The 19,631-nt window shown below is 61.5% G+C and carries 17 protein-coding genes, 1 tRNA gene and 1 pseudogene; 9 read left to right on the top strand and 10 right to left on the bottom strand.

What is annotated here, in order from left to right; genetic code table 11:
* From ROG8370_RS17545 to ROG8370_RS17560, 4 genes and pseudogenes are all read left to right on the top strand, one after another.
* Positions 1-88 (top strand): annotated as a pseudogene (locus ROG8370_RS17545) (IS481 family transposase); the annotation flags it as partial.
* A gap of 12 nt (positions 89-100) precedes the next feature.
* Positions 101-784 (top strand): phage/gene transfer agent baseplate hub protein, encoded by a 684-nt coding sequence (locus tag ROG8370_RS17550; protein ID WP_085828455.1) that lies wholly within the window; start codon positions 101-103, stop codon positions 782-784.
* The gene (locus tag ROG8370_RS17555; protein WP_085828456.1) at positions 784-1,227 is read left to right on the top strand and encodes an NlpC/P60 family protein; all 444 of its coding nucleotides are present in this window, start codon (positions 784-786) and stop codon (positions 1,225-1,227) included. Before ROG8370_RS17550 ends, ROG8370_RS17555 begins: the two co-directional genes overlap by 1 nt.
* A gap of 3 nt (positions 1,228-1,230) precedes the next feature.
* Positions 1,231-5,238: a baseplate multidomain protein megatron gene (locus tag ROG8370_RS17560; protein WP_085828457.1), complete on the top strand. Its 4,008-nt coding sequence runs from the start codon at positions 1,231-1,233 to the stop codon at positions 5,236-5,238.
* Between the two features lie 100 nt (positions 5,239-5,338).
* Here the strand turns inward: ROG8370_RS17560 and ROG8370_RS17565 are convergent, their stop codons facing one another.
* Complete coding sequence (locus ROG8370_RS17565; RefSeq protein ID WP_170925290.1) at positions 5,339-7,630, bottom strand: DEAD/DEAH box helicase; 2,292 nt, start codon at positions 7,628-7,630, stop codon at positions 5,339-5,341.
* 180 nt (positions 7,631-7,810) lie between these two features.
* Between ROG8370_RS17565 and ROG8370_RS17570 the strand changes: the two genes are divergently transcribed.
* Positions 7,811-8,977: a M20 aminoacylase family protein gene (locus tag ROG8370_RS17570; RefSeq protein WP_085828458.1), complete on the top strand. Its 1,167-nt coding sequence runs from the start codon at positions 7,811-7,813 to the stop codon at positions 8,975-8,977.
* 94 nt (positions 8,978-9,071) lie between these two features.
* On the opposite strand, the gene ROG8370_RS20665 is transcribed toward ROG8370_RS17570, so the two are convergent.
* Entirely contained in the window at positions 9,072-9,236 is a 165-nt protein-coding gene (locus tag ROG8370_RS20665) for a hypothetical protein (RefSeq protein WP_170925291.1), read from the bottom strand.
* Between the two features lie 62 nt (positions 9,237-9,298).
* Positions 9,299-10,606 carry an adenylosuccinate lyase gene (purB, locus tag ROG8370_RS17575; protein ID WP_085828459.1) on the bottom strand — a complete coding sequence of 436 codons (1,308 nt, stop codon included), beginning with the start codon at positions 10,604-10,606 and terminating at the stop codon, positions 9,299-9,301.
* 149 nt (positions 10,607-10,755) lie between these two features.
* Between purB and ROG8370_RS17580 the strand changes: the two genes are divergently transcribed.
* Positions 10,756-11,490, top strand: coding sequence for a heme-dependent oxidative N-demethylase family protein (locus ROG8370_RS17580; RefSeq protein WP_085828460.1), 735 nt, complete (start codon positions 10,756-10,758; stop codon positions 11,488-11,490).
* A gap of 56 nt (positions 11,491-11,546) precedes the next feature.
* Here the strand turns inward: ROG8370_RS17580 and ROG8370_RS17585 are convergent, their stop codons facing one another.
* From ROG8370_RS17585 to ROG8370_RS17605, 5 genes are all read right to left on the bottom strand, one after another.
* Positions 11,547-12,242, bottom strand: coding sequence for a hypothetical protein (locus tag ROG8370_RS17585; RefSeq protein WP_085828461.1), 696 nt, complete (start codon positions 12,240-12,242; stop codon positions 11,547-11,549).
* A gap of 106 nt (positions 12,243-12,348) precedes the next feature.
* A complete protein-coding gene (locus ROG8370_RS17590) occupies positions 12,349-13,176 on the bottom strand; it encodes a lytic murein transglycosylase (RefSeq protein WP_085828462.1) in 828 nt (275 codons plus the stop codon).
* A 90-nt stretch (positions 13,177-13,266) separates the two neighbouring features.
* Positions 13,267-14,070 carry a hypothetical protein gene (locus ROG8370_RS17595; RefSeq protein ID WP_139838206.1) on the bottom strand — a complete coding sequence of 268 codons (804 nt, stop codon included), beginning with the start codon at positions 14,068-14,070 and terminating at the stop codon, positions 13,267-13,269.
* Positions 14,071-14,329: 259 nt separating this feature from the next.
* The gene (glnA, locus tag ROG8370_RS17600) at positions 14,330-15,736 is read right to left on the bottom strand and encodes a type I glutamate--ammonia ligase (protein WP_085828464.1); all 1,407 of its coding nucleotides are present in this window, start codon (positions 15,734-15,736) and stop codon (positions 14,330-14,332) included.
* 30 nt (positions 15,737-15,766) lie between these two features.
* Positions 15,767-16,105 (bottom strand): P-II family nitrogen regulator, encoded by a 339-nt coding sequence (locus tag ROG8370_RS17605; RefSeq protein ID WP_085828465.1) that lies wholly within the window; start codon positions 16,103-16,105, stop codon positions 15,767-15,769.
* Between the two features lie 172 nt (positions 16,106-16,277).
* Between ROG8370_RS17605 and ROG8370_RS17610 the strand changes: the two genes are divergently transcribed.
* The gene (locus ROG8370_RS17610; RefSeq protein WP_085828466.1) at positions 16,278-17,867 is read left to right on the top strand and encodes an NAD(P)H-hydrate dehydratase; all 1,590 of its coding nucleotides are present in this window, start codon (positions 16,278-16,280) and stop codon (positions 17,865-17,867) included.
* Here ROG8370_RS17610 and ROG8370_RS17615 read toward each other — a convergent pair.
* A complete protein-coding gene (locus tag ROG8370_RS17615) occupies positions 17,864-18,358 on the bottom strand; it encodes a Hint domain-containing protein (RefSeq protein WP_085828467.1) in 495 nt (164 codons plus the stop codon). The two genes, ROG8370_RS17610 and ROG8370_RS17615, sit on opposite strands and share 4 nt — an antisense overlap.
* 152 nt (positions 18,359-18,510) lie before the next feature.
* On the opposite strand from ROG8370_RS17615, the gene ROG8370_RS17620 reads away from it, so the two are divergent.
* Together ROG8370_RS17620 and ROG8370_RS20670 are read left to right on the top strand one after the other, a co-directional pair.
* Positions 18,511-18,594 (top strand) — tRNA-Leu (locus tag ROG8370_RS17620).
* Positions 18,595-18,694: 100 nt separating this feature from the next.
* Positions 18,695-19,318: a hypothetical protein gene (locus ROG8370_RS20670; RefSeq protein ID WP_212580113.1), complete on the top strand. Its 624-nt coding sequence runs from the start codon at positions 18,695-18,697 to the stop codon at positions 19,316-19,318.
* 153 nt (positions 19,319-19,471) lie between these two features.
* Here ROG8370_RS20670 and ROG8370_RS21475 read toward each other — a convergent pair whose 3' ends face one another.
* On the bottom strand, positions 19,472-19,621 hold the full coding sequence (locus ROG8370_RS21475; RefSeq protein ID WP_212580115.1) for an integrase core domain-containing protein: 150 nt from the start codon (positions 19,619-19,621) through the stop codon (positions 19,472-19,474).
* Between the last annotated feature and the right edge of the window lie 10 nt (positions 19,622-19,631).

The following is a 19,631-nucleotide window of genomic DNA, read 5'->3' on the forward strand; positions in this document are numbered from 1 at the left end:
CGAGTGGGAGCGCTTCTACAACTTCCACAGACCGCATGGCGCACACAAAGGGAAGACGCCTTACGAAGCACTCAGAGAAAAGCTATAATTAACAAATCTGATGTCTCACGAGCAACCGCACCTTACAAGCGATACCGCGATCCGCGAGGATGAGATTGAGGCCGGGCGTTATGACGGGGCCGAGGTACGTGCCTGGTTGGTGAATTGGGCCGATGTGGACGCCCGCCAATTACAGTTTCGCGGCACGATTGGCGAGCTCAAGCGCGCGGGTGGCGCGTTTGAGGCCGAGTTGCGCGGCTTGACCGAGGCATTGAACGTGCCGCTTGGGCGTATCTATCAGAAAAGCTGTAGCGCGGTGTTGGGAGATGGGGAATGCACCTTTGATCTTGATACCCCCGGCTATGTCAGTGCGCGGGCCGCAGAAGTGGTAACCGATCGGCGGGTCTTTCGCTTTGCCGATATGGCTGGGTTTGCGCCGGATTGGTTTCGTCATGGCGTTTTGAAGGTTCAAAGCGGTGTGGCAAACGGTCTTCAGGGGATGATCAAGCGCGACATCGTTGAAGGCGATGCGCGGGTGATCGAGCTTTGGCATCCCTTGGGCGCCGAGGTGGCCACCGGTGATCTGCTTCGGATTGAAGCGGGATGCGACAAGCGCATGCCGACCTGTCAGTTCAAGTTCAACAACCTTCTGAATTTTCAGGGGTTTCCGGATATCCCCGGCGATGACTGGACGATTTCAGATCCCACCCGTTCGCCGCGCCTTGATGGCGGGAGCCGCCGGTGATGGGCGGTCAGGGAGAGCGTATCGTCGTGGCGGCGCGGGGCTGGATCGGCACGCCCTATCTGCATCAGGCGGCCTGCAAGGGGGCGGGCTGTGACTGTCTCGGGCTGATCCGGGGGCTTTGGCAAGAGGTGCTTGGCGCCGAGCCAGAGCGCCCGCCTGCCTATTCGATGGATTGGTCAGAACCGGCGCGCATCGAGGCGCTTTGGGAGGCGGCCAAGCGGCATTTGCGCCCCAAGGATCTCGCCGATGAGGCGCCCGGCGATGTGCTTTTGTTTCGGATGCGCGACGGGTCGGTTGCCAAGCATCTCGGGGTTGCGGGCCGGATCGGTGCGCAGGCCACATTCATTCACGCCTATTCGGGTCATGGCGTGGTCGAAAGCCCGCTGAGCGCGCCTTGGCGGCGCCGCATCGTGGCCCGGTTCGAATTTCCGCAGGAGGGCTAAGCCATGGCGACCATCCTATTATCTGCCGCAGGGGCCGCAATTGGTGGGGCTGTTGGGGGCACGGCACTTGGCCTGTCGTCGGTGGCGATCGGGCGTTTTGCCGGTGCTGTCATCGGGCGCTCGATTGACCAGCGGTTGCTTGGACAAGGCTCTGACGTGGTGGAAAGCGGGCGGGTCAACCGGCTGCGCCTGACCGGTGCGGGCGAAGGCGACGCGATTGCACAGGTCTATGGCCGGATGCGGGTCGCCGGTCAGCTTATCTGGGCGACCGAGTTTCGCGAAGAGGTGACGGTCACTCCGGGTAGTCGCGGTGGCGGCAAGGGCACGCCGCGCCCGGCCACCCCGACCGCCCGGCAGATCAGCTATTCGGTCAGCATCGCCCTTGCGCTCTGTGAAGGGGAAATTTCCAATCTGGCGCGGGTTTGGGCCGATGGCACCGAGATTGCCCGCGATAGCCTTAACATGCGGATCTATCGTGGCACGCGTGATCAGGTTCCTGACCCCAAGATCGAGGCGGTCGAGGGCGCGGGCATTGTGCCCGCGTATCGTGGCACCGCCTATGTGGTGATCGAGGATCTCGATATCGGGGCCTATGGCAACCGCGTGCCGCAGTTCAGCTTTGAGGTTTGCCGCCCCTCTCAGATTGAAACGCCTGGCGCCGAACTTGATCCGACGCATGCGGTACGCGGTGTGGCGATGTTGCCCGGATCGGGCGAATATGTGCTGGCCACCACGCCGGTCAAGATGAATTTTGGCCCCGGATCGGCGGGGCTCGCCAATATCAACACGCCTTCGGAAAAGTCCGATTTTTCCACCTCTCTTGAGGCGCTGACCGCTGAATTGCCGACCTGTCACGCGACCTCGCTTGTGGTGAGCTGGTTTGGCGATGATCTGCGCTGTGGGGCGTGTCAAATTCGCCCGCGCGTCGAGCAAAAGCAGTATGAGTCCACGAACATGCCCTGGCAGGTGTCTAGCCTGAGCCGGGCCACGGCGGGCACTGTGCCGCTCGATGCCGAGGACCGCGAGGTTTACGGCGGAACGCCAAGCGATCAGTCGGTGATCGAGGCGATTCTGGCCCTGCAACAGGCCGGGCAGGACGTTCTATATTATCCATTTATCCTGATGGAGCAGATGCCGGGCAATGGCCTGCCTGATCCTTACAGCGATGCCGAGCATCAGGCGGTTTTGCCCTGGTGCGGGCGCATCACCACGGCCAAGGCTCCGGGGCAAGCGACGAGCAGCGATGGCACGACCCTTGCCGAAGCCGAGGTTGTGGCCTTCTTTGGCACCGCGCGGGCGGCGGATTTCACCGTGACGCCGGTCAATGCGCAGCCGCAATCCACCCCCGGCACCGGCGCGCTTGACCTGCTGAGCTTTGGTGGGGCGCTCAAGCTAAGCCCGGTCAGCTATCACGGGCCTGACGAGTGGTCCTATCGGCGCTTTATCCTGCATCAGGCGGCGCTTTGCGCGGCCGTAGGCGGAGTTGAGAGCTTTTGCATCGGCTCTGAAATGCGGGCCCTGACCCAAATTCGCGGCGCGGCCAACAGCTTTCCGGCGGTGGCGCAATTGATGGAATTGGCGGGCGAGGTGCGCGCTCTATTGGGGCCGGACGTCAAGATCGGCTATGCCGCCGATTGGTCCGAGTACTTCGGCTATCAGCCGGGCAATGGCGATCGGTTCTTTCATCTTGATCCGCTGTGGGCCGATGACACCATCGACTTTATCGGCATCGACAACTACATGCCGCTGTCGGATTGGCGCGAGGGCGATGATCATCTGGATGCCGATTGGGGCGCGATCTATGATCTGGATTACCTGCAATCCAATATCGAGGGCGGCGAGGGCTATGACTGGTTCTATCACTCGCCCGAGGCCCGCGCGGCGCAGATCCGCACGCCAATCACCGATGAGACCTATGACGAGGCCTGGATCTGGCGGTTCAAGGATATTCGCAACTGGTGGCAGAACCTGCATCATGAGCGGGTGAACGGCGAACGTCAGGCCGAACCGACGGTCTGGCTTCCGCAGTCCAAGCCGATCCGCTTTACCGAATATGGCTGTGCGGCGGTCGACAAGGGCACCAATGAACCGAACAAGTTTGTCGACCCGAAATCGTCGGAATCAAGCCTGCCCCGGTATTCCACCGGGCAGCGCGACGAGCTCATTCAGCTGCAGTACCTGCGTGCCACGGTCGGCTATTGGGAGGTGGCGGAAAACAACCCGCTGTCCGAGAAATATGGCGGACGGATGATCGACATGGACCACGCCTATGTCTGGGCCTGGGATGCGCGGCCTTATCCGTTTTTCCCTGCCAATACCGGGCTGTGGTCGGATGGGGCCAACTATACGCGCGGGCATTGGATCACCGGGCGCACAAGCACGCATCGGCTGGCCTCGGTTGTTGAAGAGATTGCCGCGCGCACCGGATTGCGCGATCTTGATACCAGTGAGTTGCACGGCTGTCTGCGCGGCTATCTTGTCGATCAGGTGTCCGAGGCGCGCGGGTCTCTGCAGCCCCTGATGCTGCGCTATGGGTTTGACGCGATCGAGCGCGCCGGTCAGCTTCAGTTTCGCCTGCGCAACGGTAAGACGGATCATGCCGTTGATCTTGATCTTGTGGCGCGGGATGCAGAGCTTGGCGGTGTCATCGAAGAAACCCGCGGTAGCGATATCGAGCTGGCCGGGCGCGTGCGTCTGCGGTTTCTTGAGGCGGATGGCGATTACGAGGCTATCTCGGAAGAGGCGATTTTGCCCGATGACGTGACCCATGCGGTGGCGACCTCGGAAATGCCGCTGGCGATGACCCGGTCCGAGGGCCGCCAAGTGGTTGAACGCTGGCTCTCGGAGGCGCGGGTGTCAATCGACACCCTGCGGCTTACGCTGCCGCCGTCGCAATTGCGCGCCGGGGCGGGGGATGTTCTTGCCTTGCCAAAGTCTGAAGGCGGTGGCCGGTTCCGCATCGACCGCGTGGATCAGATGGGCAATGCTCAGCGCATAGATGCGGTTCGGATCGAGCCGGAAAGCTATCGCCCGATCCTGATTGAGGATGCGCCTGCGCGGTTGCGCCCCTTCACCGCGCCAAACCCGGTGGCGCCTTTGTTCATGGACCTGCCGTTGCTGACTGGCGAAGAGGTGCCGCATGCGCCCCATATCGCGGTGATGGCCGATCCATGGCCGGGCTCGGCGGCGCTTTATGCGTCTGATCAAGATGCCAATTATGCACTTGATTCGATCATAGCAGCGCGCAGTACGGTTGGCGTCACGCAATCGCCGCTTGCTCCTGCCTGTTCGGGGGTGATTGATCACGGTCAGGGCCTGGTCCTGCGCATGTTGAACGGCACTCTTGAAAGTATCACCGACGCGGCCCTGCTTTCGGGCGGAAACCTCTGCGCCATTGGCGACGGCACCCCTGACGGATGGGAGCTGTTTCAGTTCCGCGATGCAGAGTTGGTTGACGCCAACACTTATATCCTGCGTCACCGTTTGCGGGGGCAGCTCGGAAGTGAAGGCGCCGGCGTAGAGGTCTGGCCACAGGGCTCTTATGTTGTGCGGCTGAACGGGGTTCCGCAGCAGATCAATCTTGGCGAGGCGCAGCGCGGGCTGGCACGCCACTATCGCATCGGGCCGGGCGGGCGGCCGGTGGATGATCCCTCATTCGGGCATGCAGTGCTGGCCTTTGACGGGCTTGGACTGCGCCCCTATGCGCCGGTGCATCTGCGCGTGGCCGAAGAGGCGAGCGGCGATCTGGCGGCGTCCTGGATCAGGCGCACCCGGATCGGCGGGGATCGCTGGGATACCCCCGAGGTGCCGCTTGGTGAGGAGAGTGAAAGCTATCTGTTGCGGGTGATGCGCGGTGCCGCGATCCTGCGCGAGGTGATCCTGCCAAGCCCTGCCTGGATCTATCCGGCCGCTGCGCGTGCGGCGGATGGACCAGAGGCTGGCAAGCGGATCGAGGTGGCGCAGATTTCGGCAAGCTTCGGTCCCGGCAGCTTCGCGCGTCGAAACCTCTGAAACGCCCCGCGCTTTCATCTTTCCAAAAATACTCCCGCCGGAGGCGTCCGGCGGGATCGGAATGTTCAGGCGCCTTCGGAAGGCGCAGATCAAGCGTTTCTTAGGGTTTATTGCGCTTCGGTGGGGTGCTTCCGCCAAAACCCGGACGGCCCTTGGGCGCGCCGCCCTTGCCGGCTGGCTTTTTACCCGGACCTTTGCCAAACGGCTTGCCGCCGCCCGGTTTTCCCGGTTTTGCGGGCATGCCCGGTGGAGTAAAGCGTCGGCTGGAATCGCTGGCCGGGTTGTGCTTGGGCTTGGCGGCGGGGTCATCGGTCTTGGCATAGGGCTTGCCAGCCGGTTTTCCGCCGGGTTTGCCAAAGGGTTTTCCCGCCGGTTTCGCACCCGGTTTACCTGCGGGCTTGCCAAACGGCTTTCCCGCCGCCTTGTCATAGGGCTTGCTCGCCGACTTGCCCTTGGGCGCCTCTGACGGCTTGCTGTCCCAGACCTTTTTGGGAGCCTTATGGGCGGGTTTTTCGCCGGATTGCTTGCGCAACGGCGTGACCGCGCCGTCTTCGACCGCTTTTGTCATCGGCGTCGATTTCGGCTTGGCAAAGCGCGACTTTTCGGCGTGGGGCTTATCATAGGATTTTTCGGCGTATTTTTCGTCGGCGGGTTTTTTATAAGCCGGTTTTTCGTAAGTGGGCTTGGGTGCAGGGGCTGCATCCGGAGCTGGCTTATAGCGCGCGCTGTCGCCATCGTTGTCGCGGGGCGGGCGCGCATCGCGGCGCGGGCCACGATCATCGCGCGGTGCGCGCGGCGCAGAGCTGCGGCCGAGATCGGGCGCGCCTTCGACGCTGCGCACGCTCACGCCATCCTCAAGCTTGCCATCGGCACCAATCGCGGCCCAAAAGCCGGTTGCGCTTGCCTCGGTCAACTCAACAAATGTCTCGGTCGGCTGAACGCGGATCGCGCCGATGCAATCCTTGTCCAGATTGCCGGCACGGCACAACAGCGGCAACAACCAGCGCGCCTCGGCCCGGTCATTGGCCCCGACCGAGAGGGCAAACCAGGCGCTTGGGCCGAAGGGTTTGTGCTCTTTCGCGGGCGGGCGGGCGTCGGGCGGGCTAAGCTCTTCAGGCGCTGACCAGCTTGACTGATAAAGCCGCAGATAGGCCGCCGCGATCCGCTCGGGGCTGTGCTGGGCCAAAAGCTGTTCGGCAAAGGCGGCCTCGGTGGCAGAGGGCTCTTCCGACCAGACCGGATCGGACAACAGCCGCTCGTGATCGCGTGCCTCGATATCCTCGGGCGTCGGCGGGGTGGTCCATTCGGCGGTGATCTTGGCGAATTTCAAAAGGCGCTCGGCCTTTTTTGCGGTCTTGGCCGGAACGATCAGCGCCGAAATGCCTTTGCGCCCGGCCCGCCCGGTGCGGCCCGAACGGTGCAAAAGCGCCTCGGAGTTGCTTGGTAATTCGGCGTGAATGACCAGTTCAAGATTGGGCAGGTCAATGCCGCGTGCCGCCACATCGGTGGCCACGCAGACCCGCGCGCGCCCGTCGCGCATCGCCTGAAGCGCGTGGGTGCGCTCGGTCTGGCTCAGCTCGCCGGAGAGCGAGACAACCGAAAAGCCGCGGTTGGCAAAGCGCGCCGTGAGACGCGCCACGGTGGCGCGGGTATTGGCAAAGACGATGGCGTTTTGCGCGTCGTGATAACGCAGAAGGTTGATCACCGCATTTTCGGCGTCCTGCGGAGCGACACGCAGGGCCTGATAGGTGATATCGGCGTGTTGCTTGTTGCCCGACTGGGTGCTGACGCGCACGGCATCGCGCTGAAACTGTTGGGCAAGCTTGGCGATCATCGGCGGCACTGTGGCCGAGAACATCAGCGTGCGCCGGTCCTCGGGCGCGGCGGCCAGCATGAATTCAAGGTCTTCGCGAAAGCCGAGATCGAGCATTTCATCGGCCTCGTCCAGCACCACCGCGCGCAGCGATGTCATGTCGAGCGAGCCGCGCTTGATGTGATCACACAGCCGCCCGGGCGTGCCGACGACGATATGCGCGCCCCGGTCCAGCGTGCGGCGTTCGTCGCGCATATCCATCCCGCCGACACAGCTTGCAACCCGTGCACCGGCCTCGGCATACAGCCAGCTCAGCTCGCGCATCACCTGAAAGGCAAGCTCGCGCGTTGGCGCCACGATGAGGGCCATCGGCGCGGCGGCCGGGGGCAGGGTTTCACTCTCGCCCAAAAGGGTCGGCGCAATGGCAAGCCCAAAGCCCACCGTCTTGCCCGAGCCGGTCTGGGCGGACACCAACAAATCAGACGTGGCAAGGCCCGGGTCCGTGACCGCCTCTTGCACAGCTGTCAGGGTGTCATAGCCGCGTGCGGCAAGGGTTTTGGATAGGCTGGAGATGATCATAGGTTTGGGTCTGCTTTGGTAGGGGGGAGGGGCGCGTATGGGCGCAAGCCGCGACCCATACCCGACCTCGGCGCGGATGTATATGGGCAAATGCCTACAGCTCGACGCGCCCCCTTGCCGCAGCTGCGCGAATGCGCCACGCTATGGGCAACTTTGCGACTATATCAGGAGCCATGCGCGATGCCCGTCAAGAACCGTTTCGCCGAATTACTCGATGAAATCACCGCCGTGCGGCGCGATATTCATCAACATCCCGAAATTCTCTATGAAACCCATCGCACAAGCGCGCTTGTTGCCGATAAGCTTCGGGCGTTTGGCTGTGACGAGGTGGTGACCGGGATCGGACGCACCGGGGTGGTCGGTGTGATCAAGGGCAACAGCACCGGATCGGGCCGGGTCATCGGGTTGCGCGCGGATATGGATGCGCTGCCAATTCACGAGGCGACCGGAGTGGATTATGCCAGCAAGACGCCCGGCGCGATGCACGCGTGCGGGCATGACGGGCATACCGCGATGTTGCTCGGCGCGGCGCAATACCTAGCGGAGACCCGCAATTTCGATGGCACCGCCGTGGTGATCTTTCAGCCCGCCGAAGAGGGCGGCGCGGGAGCGCGTGAAATGTGCGAGGATGGGCTGATGGAGAGGTTCGGCGTGCAGGAGGTTTACGGCATGCACAACTGGCCCGGTCAGCCGCTTGGGTCATTCGCCATCCGCCCCGGCAGCTTTTTCGCCGCCACCGATCAGTTTGATATCGCGCTGACCGGCAAGGGCGGGCATGCGGCCAAGCCGCATGAGACCGTCGATACCACGGTGATGGGCGCGCATATGGTGAGCATGCTTCAGACCATCGCCAGCCGAAATGCCGATCCGGTGGATCAGGTGGTGGTCTCGGTCACCTCGTTTCAGACCTCGTCGAATGCCTTCAACGTGATTCCGCAGGGCGTTCACCTCAAGGGCACAGTGCGCACGATGAGCGCAGAGATGCGCGATATGGCCGAACAGCGGCTCAAGGCGATTGTCGAGAGCGTTGCCAACGGGTTTGGCGGGCGCGCTGAGGTGAGCTATTACCGGGGCTATCCGGTGATGGTCAATCACGCCGAACAAACCGATTTTGCCGCCCAAGTGGCGCAAAAGGTCAGTGGCACGTGCAATGAGGCGCCGCTTGTGATGGGCGGTGAGGATTTCGCCTTCATGCTGGAAGAGCGACCCGGCGCCTATATCCTGATCGGCAATGGCGACACGGCGATGGTGCATAGTCCGGATTACAACTTCAACGACGAGGCGATCCCGGCAGGCTGTAGCTGGTGGGCGGGGATTGTCGAAGAGCGGATGCCCGCAGAACGGTGAGGGCGGGCAGGGGGCGCTGCCCCCATCCAAGAAAATTCGGCGAATTTTCTTGGACTCCCCCGGGATACTTTTGGCAAGAAGAAGAGCGGGAGCTTTAGCTCGTGGTTTGCTTGACGCAGGATTTGGAGCCTGGATCCCAAGCATGACCGTCCGCGCAGGATTGGGCCTGACTGTGGCCGCTGAACGGACAGCCTGCGGCCAGGGGCAGGCTGGGCAGGGCGGCGAGCACAAGGGCCATGATACCGGATTTCAGTTTCATATTGGATCTCCTCACAGAAAACACCTGTGAGGAGACTAGCATATTTTGTGCGTTACGGAAATTCAGGATTTTCCGAAGACGCGGGCAAAGATCGTGTCGACGTGTTTGGTGTGATAGCCAAGGTCGAATTTTTCTTCGATCTGTTCGGCGCTTAGCGCCTTGAGGACATCGGCATCGGCGAGCAATTCGGTCTTGAAATCCTTGCCCTGTTCCCAGACCTTCATCGCGTTGCGCTGCACCAGTTTATAGGAATCTTCGCGGCTGACGCCGGCTTGCGTGAGGGCCAGAAGCACGCGTTGGCTCATCACCAGGCCGCGGAACTTGTTCATGTTTGCCAGCATGTTATCGGGATAGATCACGAGCTTGTCGATCACATTGGTGAGCCGTGTCAGAGCGAAATCAAGCGTCACGGTGGTGTCGGGACCGATGGCGCGCTCGACCGAGGAATGCGAGATGTCGCGCTCGTGCCAGAGGGCGACGTTTTCCATGGCGGGCACCACCGACATGCGCACCAGACGGGCCAGACCGGTCAGGTTCTCTGTCAGCACCGGGTTGCGTTTGTGCGGCATCGCGGAAGAGCCCTTTTGACCCGCCGAGAAGAACTCTTCGGCCTCAAGCACCTCGGTGCGCTGCATGTGGCGCACTTCGATGGCGACGTTCTCGATCGAGCTTGCGATCACGCCGAGGGTGGCGAAAAACGCCGCGTGGCGGTCGCGCGGGATTACTTGCGTGCTGATCGGTTCGGGGGTCAGGCCCAGTTTGGCGCAGACATGCTCTTCGACCGCCGGGTCGATATTGGCGAAAGTGCCGACCGCGCCCGAGATCGCGCCGGTGGCAATCTCTTCACGCGCGGTTTTGAGGCGGCGCAGGTTGCGATCCATCTCGGCGTAAAAACGGGCGAATGTCAGCCCCATCGTGGTCGGCTCGGCGTGGATGCCGTGGCTGCGCCCGATGCGTACCGTGTCTTTATGTTCCAGAGCGCGGCGCTTGAGGGCGGCCAAAAGCCCCTCCATATCCGCGATCAGGATATCGGCGGCGCGGGTCAGCTGAACGTTGAAACAGGTGTCGAGCACGTCCGAGCTTGTCATGCCCTGATGCACAAAGCGCGCCTCGTCGCTGCCGACATGTTCGGCAAGGTGAGTAAGGAAGGCGATCACGTCATGCTTGGTCACGGCCTCGATTTCGTCAATCCGGGCCACGTCAAAGGTCACGTCCTTGGCCTTCCAGACCGCCTCGGCATTGGCGCGCGGGATCACGCCGATATCGGCCATCGCGTCGCAGGCATGGGCCTCGATCTGGTACCAGATGCGGAACTTGGTTTCGGGGGACCAGATGGCGACCATGTCGGGGCGGGAATAGCGGGGAATCATCGGCGATCCTTGCAAATAACTGTGGAAACGGGGTTCGTCGCGCTTGTAGTGCGTCAGGCCGTGCGCGGCAACCCGAGCGTTGTGCGGCAAAGCGTGCGGGCGTGCTGTTTGGGGATGCGGGCGCGCATTGACTTGGCTAAGTTTGCGCCATGACCGAGATTTTACAAAAAAGCCTGCCCTATGATGTCGCGACCGGACGGCCCTTGCCGGGGGTCGCGCCATTGACGCTGGCTGACTGGCTTATGGTGGATGAGGCGTTTGGCGGCCAGATGGCAGAGCGCGCGCGCCTGTTGCGCGATCAACGCGAGGATGTGCTGGCGGTGACACCAGAGGGCGCGGCAGCGGCGCAGGAATTGCTGGAGTATGTCCTGCGCTGGTTGGCCGATCATGCGCCGGGCTACGTCCTGCGCGACGAGACCGTCACGCGCCCGGACGGGGTAGAGGTCAAGCTGGATCGCGGCGATCCGATGGGCACGCTCGGGCATCTGGTGCAAGAGGATCTGTGCCTGATGGAAAAGCAGGGCGACGAGCATGTTCTAAGCGCCGCCGTGCTGTGTTTTCCCGCCAGTTGGCGGCTGGCCGAGAAGATCGGTCGCCCGCTGACCTCGATCCATGTGCCGGTGGCGGAGTATGACGCGGGGCTTGCGCGGCGGGTGCAGCGGCTTTTTGACGGGGTGCAGGTGGATCGCCCGCTTTGGCGGTTCAACGCGCTACGCTATGGCGACCCAACGCTGCATCAGCCTCGCTCGCGCGTTCAGCCAAGCACCAAGGGCGGGGCGGATTATCCGTATTTGCGTTCCGAGCGGCAATGCGTTTTGCGACTGCCCAAGACACGGGCCTGTGTGTTTTCGATCCATACCTTCGTGATTGACGTTCGCGCGTAGAGCATGTTGCTCAAAAGTGGGAACCGGTTTTGAGCGTCGACAACATGCGACATGCTTTAGGTGGCAAGCGTGCTAGCCTCGCGCAGAAACGTATAGGTCAAAAGCGCGGCGCCGATGGGGGGGGCGTGCAGGAACAGCGTGACCCCGAGGGTCACAATCGTCAGGCGCATCGGCACCGTGGCCTCGGGGAGGACAAGCTCTGCCTCTTGAGCGTCTTCGGTGTTGCGGTGGCTCGGGCCAGGCTTTGCCTTTGCAGGGTGCGTCGGGTTTGGCGTGCTGCGGTCCTTGGCGGGTGCTGTACGGCTGGCCCGATCCTGCGCGCTATCGCCCGCACTATGCGCCAGCAACTCGAAGGTGTCATCCATCAGGGCGCTGCCAACCGGGCGATTGGCCTCGCCGCGCAGCACCGCATCAAACGGCATAAAGCTGCGCACCCGGTTAATGATGCGTCGCAACAAAACCTCATAGGCACTTGCATCAAAGCCTGCGCCGCCCTTCGTCGTCTTGGCCCCGACCGCAATCACAAGGTAAAGCGGCGCATCGGCATCGACCGGCGGCAACCAGCCAAGGGCGATGCGCACCGCTTCGCGATCAATCAGGGCAATGTCCTCGCCATCCCAGGTCAGGCTGCGCACCTGTGTCGAGATCTTTTGCATCGCGATATCGAATTCCTCGACGATGTCGGGAAATTCCATCTCTGGCGGGTCGTGATATTCCAAAGCGGCAATCTGGCCGTGGATGTGTCTCTGCATGGTGTGGCCTGTTGATCTTGGGGTTGAACAAGGGAAACCGGTCAAACGTGGCACAAAACGGTGTGTGGTGGGACAGGGCGCAGGGCGCCCCACCCGGTAAGGGGGCTTAGCCCGCGTCGATCCGCGCCGCCATGATCGCAATCGCCTTTTGATAGACGCCTGCAGCATTCCATTGCTGGATGACGGCGAAATTGGGTTGGCCCTCTTGATAGCCCTTGCCGGGTTTCCAGCCTTTTTGGCGCAGGAAATTCGCGGTCGAGGCCATGGCATCGGCAAAGTCATAGAAATCCACCCGCCCGTCGCCGGTGGCGTCAACGCCATAGGCTAGCGCGTTGCCCGGCAAGAACTGGGTATGGCCCAACTCGCCATGCTTGGCGCCTTTGGTGGCTTCGGTGATGCTGCCGTTGTCGACCAGCTTGAGCGCGCCAAGCGCATGCGGGCGGAAGAAGTCAGTGCGGCGGCAATCATAGGTCAGGGTGACAATGGCCGAGACGACCGCGCTGTCGCCCATGAAGCCGCCAAAGCCGGTTTCCATGCCGTGAATGGCAATCAACACACCGGCGGGCACACCGAAACGCTGTTCAAGCGAGGCGTAAAAGGCGGCGTTGCGGGCCTTGCGTTTGCGGCCCTGCGCCACAATCGTATCGGCGCCGCGCACCTTCATGAACTTGTCGAGCGAGTAGCGAAAGCTCTTCTGATTGCGATCCGCCGCGATGGTGCGGCTGGCATAGCTGGCGCTTGCCAGGGCCGCCAGACCGCGTTGCCCGACGCCTTCGCGTGCGGCCTCTTTGGCAAAGGCGGCCTTCCAGGCGGAAAAGCCGTCTGCCGTGTTGCCACAGGGGGCCGCCGCGACGGCGCCCGCAAGGCCAAGCGACAGCCCAAGCGACAGGGACAGCCCCCTCAGAACGGCAGGTACTCTGGATTTCGGCGACATTTGAACACTCCTGTAAAAACCAATTATCAGGAGTCTAGCCGATTGCCGGGGTCGCTCAAAGGCTCTGCTAGGGGGAAAGGCCGACATCGGTTAGCCCAACATGCTCTGAAGGGCCGACATCGCGCTTGCGGTGGTGCCGAAGGTCTGAAACGCGATAAAGGTGCCGGTCAGTGCCGCCGTTTGCGACGTAAGCCGGAGGTTTTCACCGCGAAGCAGGTTGAACACCGTCAGCGCAGCCGCCATCGGCAGGGCAAACAGCCCCAGCGTGATGGTCAGCAACCAGACCGTGAGCCGCAAGGGCGTGGTCTTTTCGCGGATATCATCGGTACTGATACGCGGGGCCGCCTGATTTTTGCGAAAGGTTGCGCGCAGGGCGCCCTCGACCGGATCACCGGACCTGAGACGCGCCTGAAGCATGAGGTTGGTTTCCTCGATACTCGGCAGGATGTGGCGGCGCGACATGATTTTCGTGGCCCCGGCGCAGTCGTCGCAGCTCAGCTGTTCAAGCATCGGCTCCTCCTCGGGCATGGTTGTGGCCATCTCGAAATCGGCGCTGCTCAAAAGGGCCAGCGGGTCGATCCACTGGACGTAATCGGGCGAAAGACTGCGATGCAGGGTCTGAAGCACATGCGCCATGATCGACTGGTTGCAGGGCCCGTCCTCTTCGCCGGTCGGTTCAAAGCGCGTCAAGGTCAGCGCCAGAAAATGGGCCGCAGGTCGCTCAAGCGTGGCGACGTGGAAATCGGCCTTGTTGTCGATGCACAGCTCGAAATCGGGCGTGCGTATCGTGATCCTGTCATCGGATTGGACAGAAAGTCCGCCGATCTGCGCGCCGAGCCTGTCCAATGTGGTGCAGACCCGATTGCCGATCATCACGATGTCGAATGCTCTCATACCGAGAAATACTAGCCCTGACGTAACCCTGTGAGTGGTCCTGGTCATGGTGCGATCCGTTCATAGTTTATTACCTAACTATTTGATGACCGCAAAAGTTGTGTCTGGCGTGTTTCAATTATGAATAGTTTGGGGCAATCGGTCGATTTTGGCGTTTTTGGATTAAATTCGGTAACAGTGCCTGAAAAAAGAGAGAGCGCCCCGTAATGGAGCGCCCTCTGGTTGTGTTTTCGCGGCGAAATTGAGGCCGCGCGCCGCTTTAGCAGCTGTAGTACATGCCGAACTCGACCGGGTGGGGCGTGTGCTCGTACTGGTGCACTTCTTCCATCTTGAGGGCGATATAGCCGTCGATCTGGTCTTTGGTGAAGACGTCACCGGCCAGCAGGAAGTCGTGATCGGCCGCAAGACACTCCAGCGCTTCGCGCAGGCTGCCGCAAACGGTGGGGATATCCTTGAGCTCTTCGGCGGGAAGATCGTAAAGGTTCTTGTCCATCGCTTCGCCGGGATCAATCTTGGATTTGATACCGTCAAGGCCAGCCATCAGCAGAGCCGCGAACGCCAGGTAGGGGTTGGCCGCCGGATCGGGGAAACGGGCCTCGACGCGCTTGGCCTTGGGCGATTCTGTCCACGGGATACGCACGCAGCCCGAGCGGTTACGGGCCGAATAGGCACGCAGAACGGGGGCCTCGAAACCGGGGATCAGACGCTTGTAGCTGTTGGTCGCCGGGTTGGTGAAGGCGTTCAGCGTTTTGGCGTGCTTGAGGATACCACCGATGAAATAGAGCGCTTCCTGGCTCAGGTCGGCGTATTTGTCGCCTGCGAAAAGCGGCTTGCCGTCTTTCCAGATCGACATGTTGACGTGCATGCCAGAGCCGTTGTCGCCATAGATCGGCTTGGGCATGAAGGTTGCCGACTTGCCATAGGCGTGGGCCACGTTGTGGATCACGTATTTGTACTTCTGGATCTCGTCGGCCTGCGTTGTCAGCGTGCCAAAGATCAGGCCAAGCTCGTGCTGACAGCTGGCCACTTCGTGGTGGTGCTTGTCAACTTTCATGCCAAGGCGCTTCATGGTCGAGAGCATTTCTGCGCGGATGTCTTGTGCGTCATCCACCGGATTGACCGGGAAATAGCCGCCCTTAAGGCCCGGACGGTGGCCCATGTTGCCCATTTCATACTCGGTATCGGTGTTCCAGGACGCATCAACCGCGTCGACCTCGTAGGACACCTTGTTGATCGAGTTCGAGAAACGAACGTCGTCAAACAGGAAGAACTCGGCCTCGGGGCCAAAATAGGCCACATCACCGATGCCGGAGGACTTGAGATAGGCCTCGGCCTTTTCGGCGGTGCCGCGCGGATCGCGGGGATAGGATTCGCCGGTGTCGGGCTCGACAACCGAGCAATGCACGCAGAGTGTCTTTTCCGCGTAGAACGGATCGACATAGGCGCTGTCCGTGTCGGGCATGAGTTTCATGTCCGAGGCTTCGATCGACTTCCAGCCTGCGATTGAGGAGCCGTCAAACATAAAGCCTTCTTCGAGGAAGTCTTCGTCGACCAGATCGGCGACAATGGTGACGTGCTGCAACTTGCCGCGCGGGTCGGTAAAGCGGATGTCGACATATTCGATGCCTTCATCCTTGATCTGCTTGAGAATCGCGTCCTTGCTCATTCTCTTGTCCTTTTCTTACTGGAGTAGGGATTACAGCGCGTCCGAACCGGTTTCGCCGGTACGGATACGGATGGCTTGTTCGACCGGGCTGACAAAAATCTTGCCATCGCCGATCTTGTCGGTTTTTGCCGCGTCGATGATCGCCGCGATTGCGGTATCGACCTGATCGTCGTCAAGCACCACGTCGATTTTAACCTTGGGCAGGAAATCAACGACGTATTCTGCGCCGCGGTAAAGCTCTGTGTGGCCTTTCTGGCGGCCAAAGCCTTTGACCTCGATAACCGAAAGGCCCTGAATGCCTGCATCCTGCAAGGCTTCTTTGACCTCGTCGAGTTTGAACGGTTTGATGATCGCTTCGATCTTTTTCATCGGCTCGGGCCTCCTCGGCTGTCGTTTCGCAATGTGCAGACCACTTCTCAGGGGTATGCTCAATCGGTTAGGGTCGGGAATGCGGGGGCAAATGGCGGTGACAATCGCATGTGCCTAAAAAATGGGCGAATTGCACGGTTAATGTGCGAAATTGAATCGAGAAGGTTTAGGAATGAGCGAAGTATTGACCGCGGCCCAAATGCGCAGCCTTGAGATGGCGGCGATTGAGTCGGGCGAAGTGACGGGCCTCGAGCTTATGGAGCGCGCCGGTCGGGGTGTGGTCGAGGCGGCGTTCGAGGAATGGCCCGACCTTGCGGCGACCTCGCACCGCGCGATCGTTCTCTGCGGGCCGGGCAACAATGGCGGCGATGGGTTTGTCGTGGCGCGATTGCTCAAGGATTGGGGGTGGGAGGTTTCGGTATACCTTTATGGCGACCCTGCAAAACTGCCGCCTGATGCGAAGGCCAATTACGAGCGGTGGCGCGCGATCGGCGAGGTCGCCGCGTGGAATGACCACGCGATCGAGGATATCCTGGATGAGCGCCGCAACGACCTGGTGGTGGACGCCCTGTTTGGCACCGGTTTGACGCGACCGACGCCGCAAGACACCCTGAGGACTTGGCACGGTTTTGTCCCCAACGTCACGCATAACGATTCTGCAACGCGTCCGAAGTATGTGGCCATTGATGCCCCGAGCGGGCTGTGCACTGATTCTGGTGCCAATTTCGGGGCATTTCCGACTGATCTGACCGTCACGTTTCACCGGGCCAAGGTGGGACACTTCCTGATCCGGGAGGGCCACTATGGCGGTGGACCGGGGTTGAGTGGAAAACTCGTGGTCAAGGATATCGGCCTTGAAGGCCCCAACGGCAGGGATATCGTGAAGGTGCTGGAAAAACCGGTGGCGCTGCGCCCCAAGTGGACGAACGAGCATAAGTTTTCCCATGGGCACGCGCTTATCCTTTCGGGTGGTGCGGGCCAGACCGGCGCGGCGCGGCTGGCGGCGCGCGGGGCGCTGAGGGTCGGGGCAGGGGTTGTGACGCTTGGCGTGCCGGGGTCGGCGCAGATGGAGGTCGCGGCGCAGATCACGGCGGTGATGTTAAAGCGGATCGAGGATGGCGGAGCGCTTGGCGAGGTGCTTGAGGACAAGCGGATCAACGCGCTTTGTCTGGGGCCGGGATTGGGTGTCGGAGAGCGCGGCATGGCATTGGTCAGGGCCGCGTTGGAGCCACGTGGGTTTCACCCACCCTACGACGGCCGGTCGGTTGTGCTTGATGCGGATGCGTTGACGCTTATCAGTCGCGATGCGGCCCTCTTCGCGATGCTCCACGAGCGTTGTGTCCTGACGCCTCATGCCGGAGAGTTCGCGCGCCTTTTCCCCGATATCAGCGAGCGGCTCTGTCAGGAGCCGTCGAGCGGTCCGGCCTATTCCAAGGTGGATGCGACGCGCGAGGCGGCGAGGCGGGCGGGTTGTGTCGTGCTGTTCAAGGGGGCCGATACGGTGATTGCGGCGCCGTCGGGGGCGTGCAGCATAAACTCGGCCCAGTATGAGCGCGCGGCGCCTTGGTTGGCAACGGCAGGATCTGGCGATGTTTTGGCCGGGTTTGTCGCGGGGCTTTTGGCGCGGGGGGTGGCGCCGATACAGGCGGCAGAGATCGCCGCCTGGCTTCATGTGGAATGCGCGCTTGAATTCGGCCCCGGCCTGATCGCAGAGGATCTGCCCGAGGTCTTGCCGACGGTCTTGCGCGCGCTTGACGCTTAGGCGGCTTGCGCCAATGGGGTCAGGGTTTCGCTGGCCAGTTCAAGGCCGTCCACATAAAGCACATGCGTGCGATCAAACCCGAGGGTGTAAAGCACCATTTCGCACTCTTCGATCAGGGTGACGAATTCGCCATCTACCAGTCGTGCAGCGGGCACCATTGCCTGTGCCGCGCCAAACAGAGCCTTCGCGCGCCAATCGCGCACCAGAATCTGTTGATCGGCCGGCAGCGTCACGTCGCGCTCGGGGCGGGTATGGCCAAGCGATCCGGCCTTGATGCGCACGGCGCGGGTGGTGATGGTCTGGGTGTCGACATGTTTGACAACGGCCATGCCACTATCGCGGGTGATGACCCGGTCGCCGGGGCGGATATCGCCAACGCGCTTTTCACCGTCAAGCGTGAGAATGATGCTATCGGCCGCAAGGCCTGCTGGATTCAAAGGGGCCATGACGGCAATTGTGCCGTCTGAGCGCCCGACCGTTTTCGGTTTCATGGCGTTTCTCGCTTTATTACTGCCTCAGTTTTGACACCATAATATGGCAAGAATAGGTTAATGTCCTGCCTTTTTTCGCCTTACTCTGATGACGCGCGACGGGCATTTTTCCCTCGCATCCGGTGAAAGGCTTTGCTAGATACCGCGCCAGTGCGGGTGTGGCGGAATTGGTAGACGCACCAGATTTAGGTTCTGGCGCCTATGGCGTGGGGGTTCGAGTCCCTTCACCCGCACCACTCTACCCCTTTGAAATCAAATAAAATCCTTGCAAACAAAGGCGTTTGTCCATCCTTGTGGTTACAAAAGGTTGTCGTCATGGCAGGCAGGGTTAGAAACATGGTGTATCGCAACGGGCGCTATCACGCCCGGCTGGTAGTCCCGAAAGACTTCCGCGGAATTGTAGGCAAGACCGAGTTGCGCAGCCCTTTGGGTGGTGACAACCGGCAAGCGCTCAAGCTACTGCCCGGCGCGTTGGCGCAGCTTCAACACCAGATCGCCCTTGCCGAGCAAAAGGCCGGGGCAGGGCGACTACAAACAGCGCCGGCACGGTATCCCCTAGCACCGTACCAGATCGCATACAGCCATTACATGCAGCGGCTGGCCTTTGATGATGAGCTGCGTAATGATCCGCGCTGGCCTTCGGTGGGCATTGACGATCTTTTGGTGCAACAGTTGCGCGATGCTATCGCAGACCGTGCAAGCAACGAGGAACTAACTGCGCTGGTTGGGCGGGAGATCGAAAGGTTCCGGGCTGTTGGGAACCTTGATGCAGACCCGGGCAGCGAGGAATGGCGCGGGATCGCCCGTGCCCTATGCCATGCCGAGCTAGAAGCGCTGGCACGGGTTGCAGAGCGTGATGAAGGTGACTTCACGGGCCCAACCCGCCGCACCGATCATCGTGAACGCACAGCCCCCAGAAAAGGCCGCTGTATCGGTCAGTCTGACGGGCCTGTGGTCTGATTATGTGAGCAGCCGGGTGCAGGCTGGGTTCATGCGCGGCGGCGGCAAGCGACAGCGCCCGGTTATTGAGAGCCTGTGCAAGTTCCTCAAACTGAAGTGGTCCTGCTTTTTAGGACAGTTTTGCGGCTTGTCTAAGATGCATCAGATTTATGTTCATGCCGCTTTTCGTATCTCTGCTTGCTCGAAGTATGCCGCGTCTGGGGTGCGTTTGTCGAGCGCGGTGTGGGGGCGCTCTGTGTTGTAAAAGCCGATCCAGCCGTCAATGATCCGTTTGGCTTGGCAGCCGTTTGTGATCTCGTGCAAATAGACTGCC

Origin of the sequence: Roseovarius gaetbuli (assembly GCF_900172365.1) — a bacterium.
Lineage (GTDB): Bacteria > Pseudomonadota > Alphaproteobacteria > Rhodobacterales > Rhodobacteraceae > Roseovarius > Roseovarius gaetbuli.

Excerpts from the sequence above, each read along its gene's own strand:
- ROG8370_RS17550 (WP_085828455.1), top strand. The coding sequence starts at position 101 with ATGTCTCACGAGCAACCGCACCTTACAAGCGATACCGCGATCCGCGAG.
- ROG8370_RS17595 (WP_139838206.1), bottom strand. The coding sequence starts at position 14,070 with ATGAGAGCATTCGACATCGTGATGATCGGCAATCGGGTCTGCACCACA.
- ROG8370_RS17585 (WP_085828461.1), bottom strand. The coding sequence starts at position 12,242 with ATGCAGAGACACATCCACGGCCAGATTGCCGCTTTGGAATATCACGAC.
- ROG8370_RS17590 (WP_085828462.1), bottom strand. The coding sequence starts at position 13,176 with ATGTCGCCGAAATCCAGAGTACCTGCCGTTCTGAGGGGGCTGTCCCTG.
- ROG8370_RS17605 (WP_085828465.1), bottom strand. The coding sequence starts at position 16,105 with ATGAAAAAGATCGAAGCGATCATCAAACCGTTCAAACTCGACGAGGTC.
- purB (WP_085828459.1), bottom strand. The coding sequence starts at position 10,606 with ATGATTCCCCGCTATTCCCGCCCCGACATGGTCGCCATCTGGTCCCCC.
- ROG8370_RS17610 (WP_085828466.1), top strand. The coding sequence starts at position 16,278 with ATGAGCGAAGTATTGACCGCGGCCCAAATGCGCAGCCTTGAGATGGCG.
- ROG8370_RS17555 (WP_085828456.1), top strand. The coding sequence starts at position 784 with ATGGGCGGTCAGGGAGAGCGTATCGTCGTGGCGGCGCGGGGCTGGATC.
- ROG8370_RS17565 (WP_170925290.1), bottom strand. The coding sequence starts at position 7,630 with ATGATCATCTCCAGCCTATCCAAAACCCTTGCCGCACGCGGCTATGAC.
- ROG8370_RS17615 (WP_085828467.1), bottom strand. The coding sequence starts at position 18,358 with ATGAAACCGAAAACGGTCGGGCGCTCAGACGGCACAATTGCCGTCATG.
- ROG8370_RS20665 (WP_170925291.1), bottom strand. The coding sequence starts at position 9,236 with ATGAAACTGAAATCCGGTATCATGGCCCTTGTGCTCGCCGCCCTGCCC.
- ROG8370_RS17560 (WP_085828457.1), top strand. The coding sequence starts at position 1,231 with ATGGCGACCATCCTATTATCTGCCGCAGGGGCCGCAATTGGTGGGGCT.
- ROG8370_RS20670 (WP_212580113.1), top strand. The coding sequence starts at position 18,695 with ATGGTGTATCGCAACGGGCGCTATCACGCCCGGCTGGTAGTCCCGAAA.
- ROG8370_RS17580 (WP_085828460.1), top strand. The coding sequence starts at position 10,756 with ATGACCGAGATTTTACAAAAAAGCCTGCCCTATGATGTCGCGACCGGA.
- ROG8370_RS17570 (WP_085828458.1), top strand. The coding sequence starts at position 7,811 with ATGCCCGTCAAGAACCGTTTCGCCGAATTACTCGATGAAATCACCGCC.
- glnA (WP_085828464.1), bottom strand. The coding sequence starts at position 15,736 with ATGAGCAAGGACGCGATTCTCAAGCAGATCAAGGATGAAGGCATCGAA.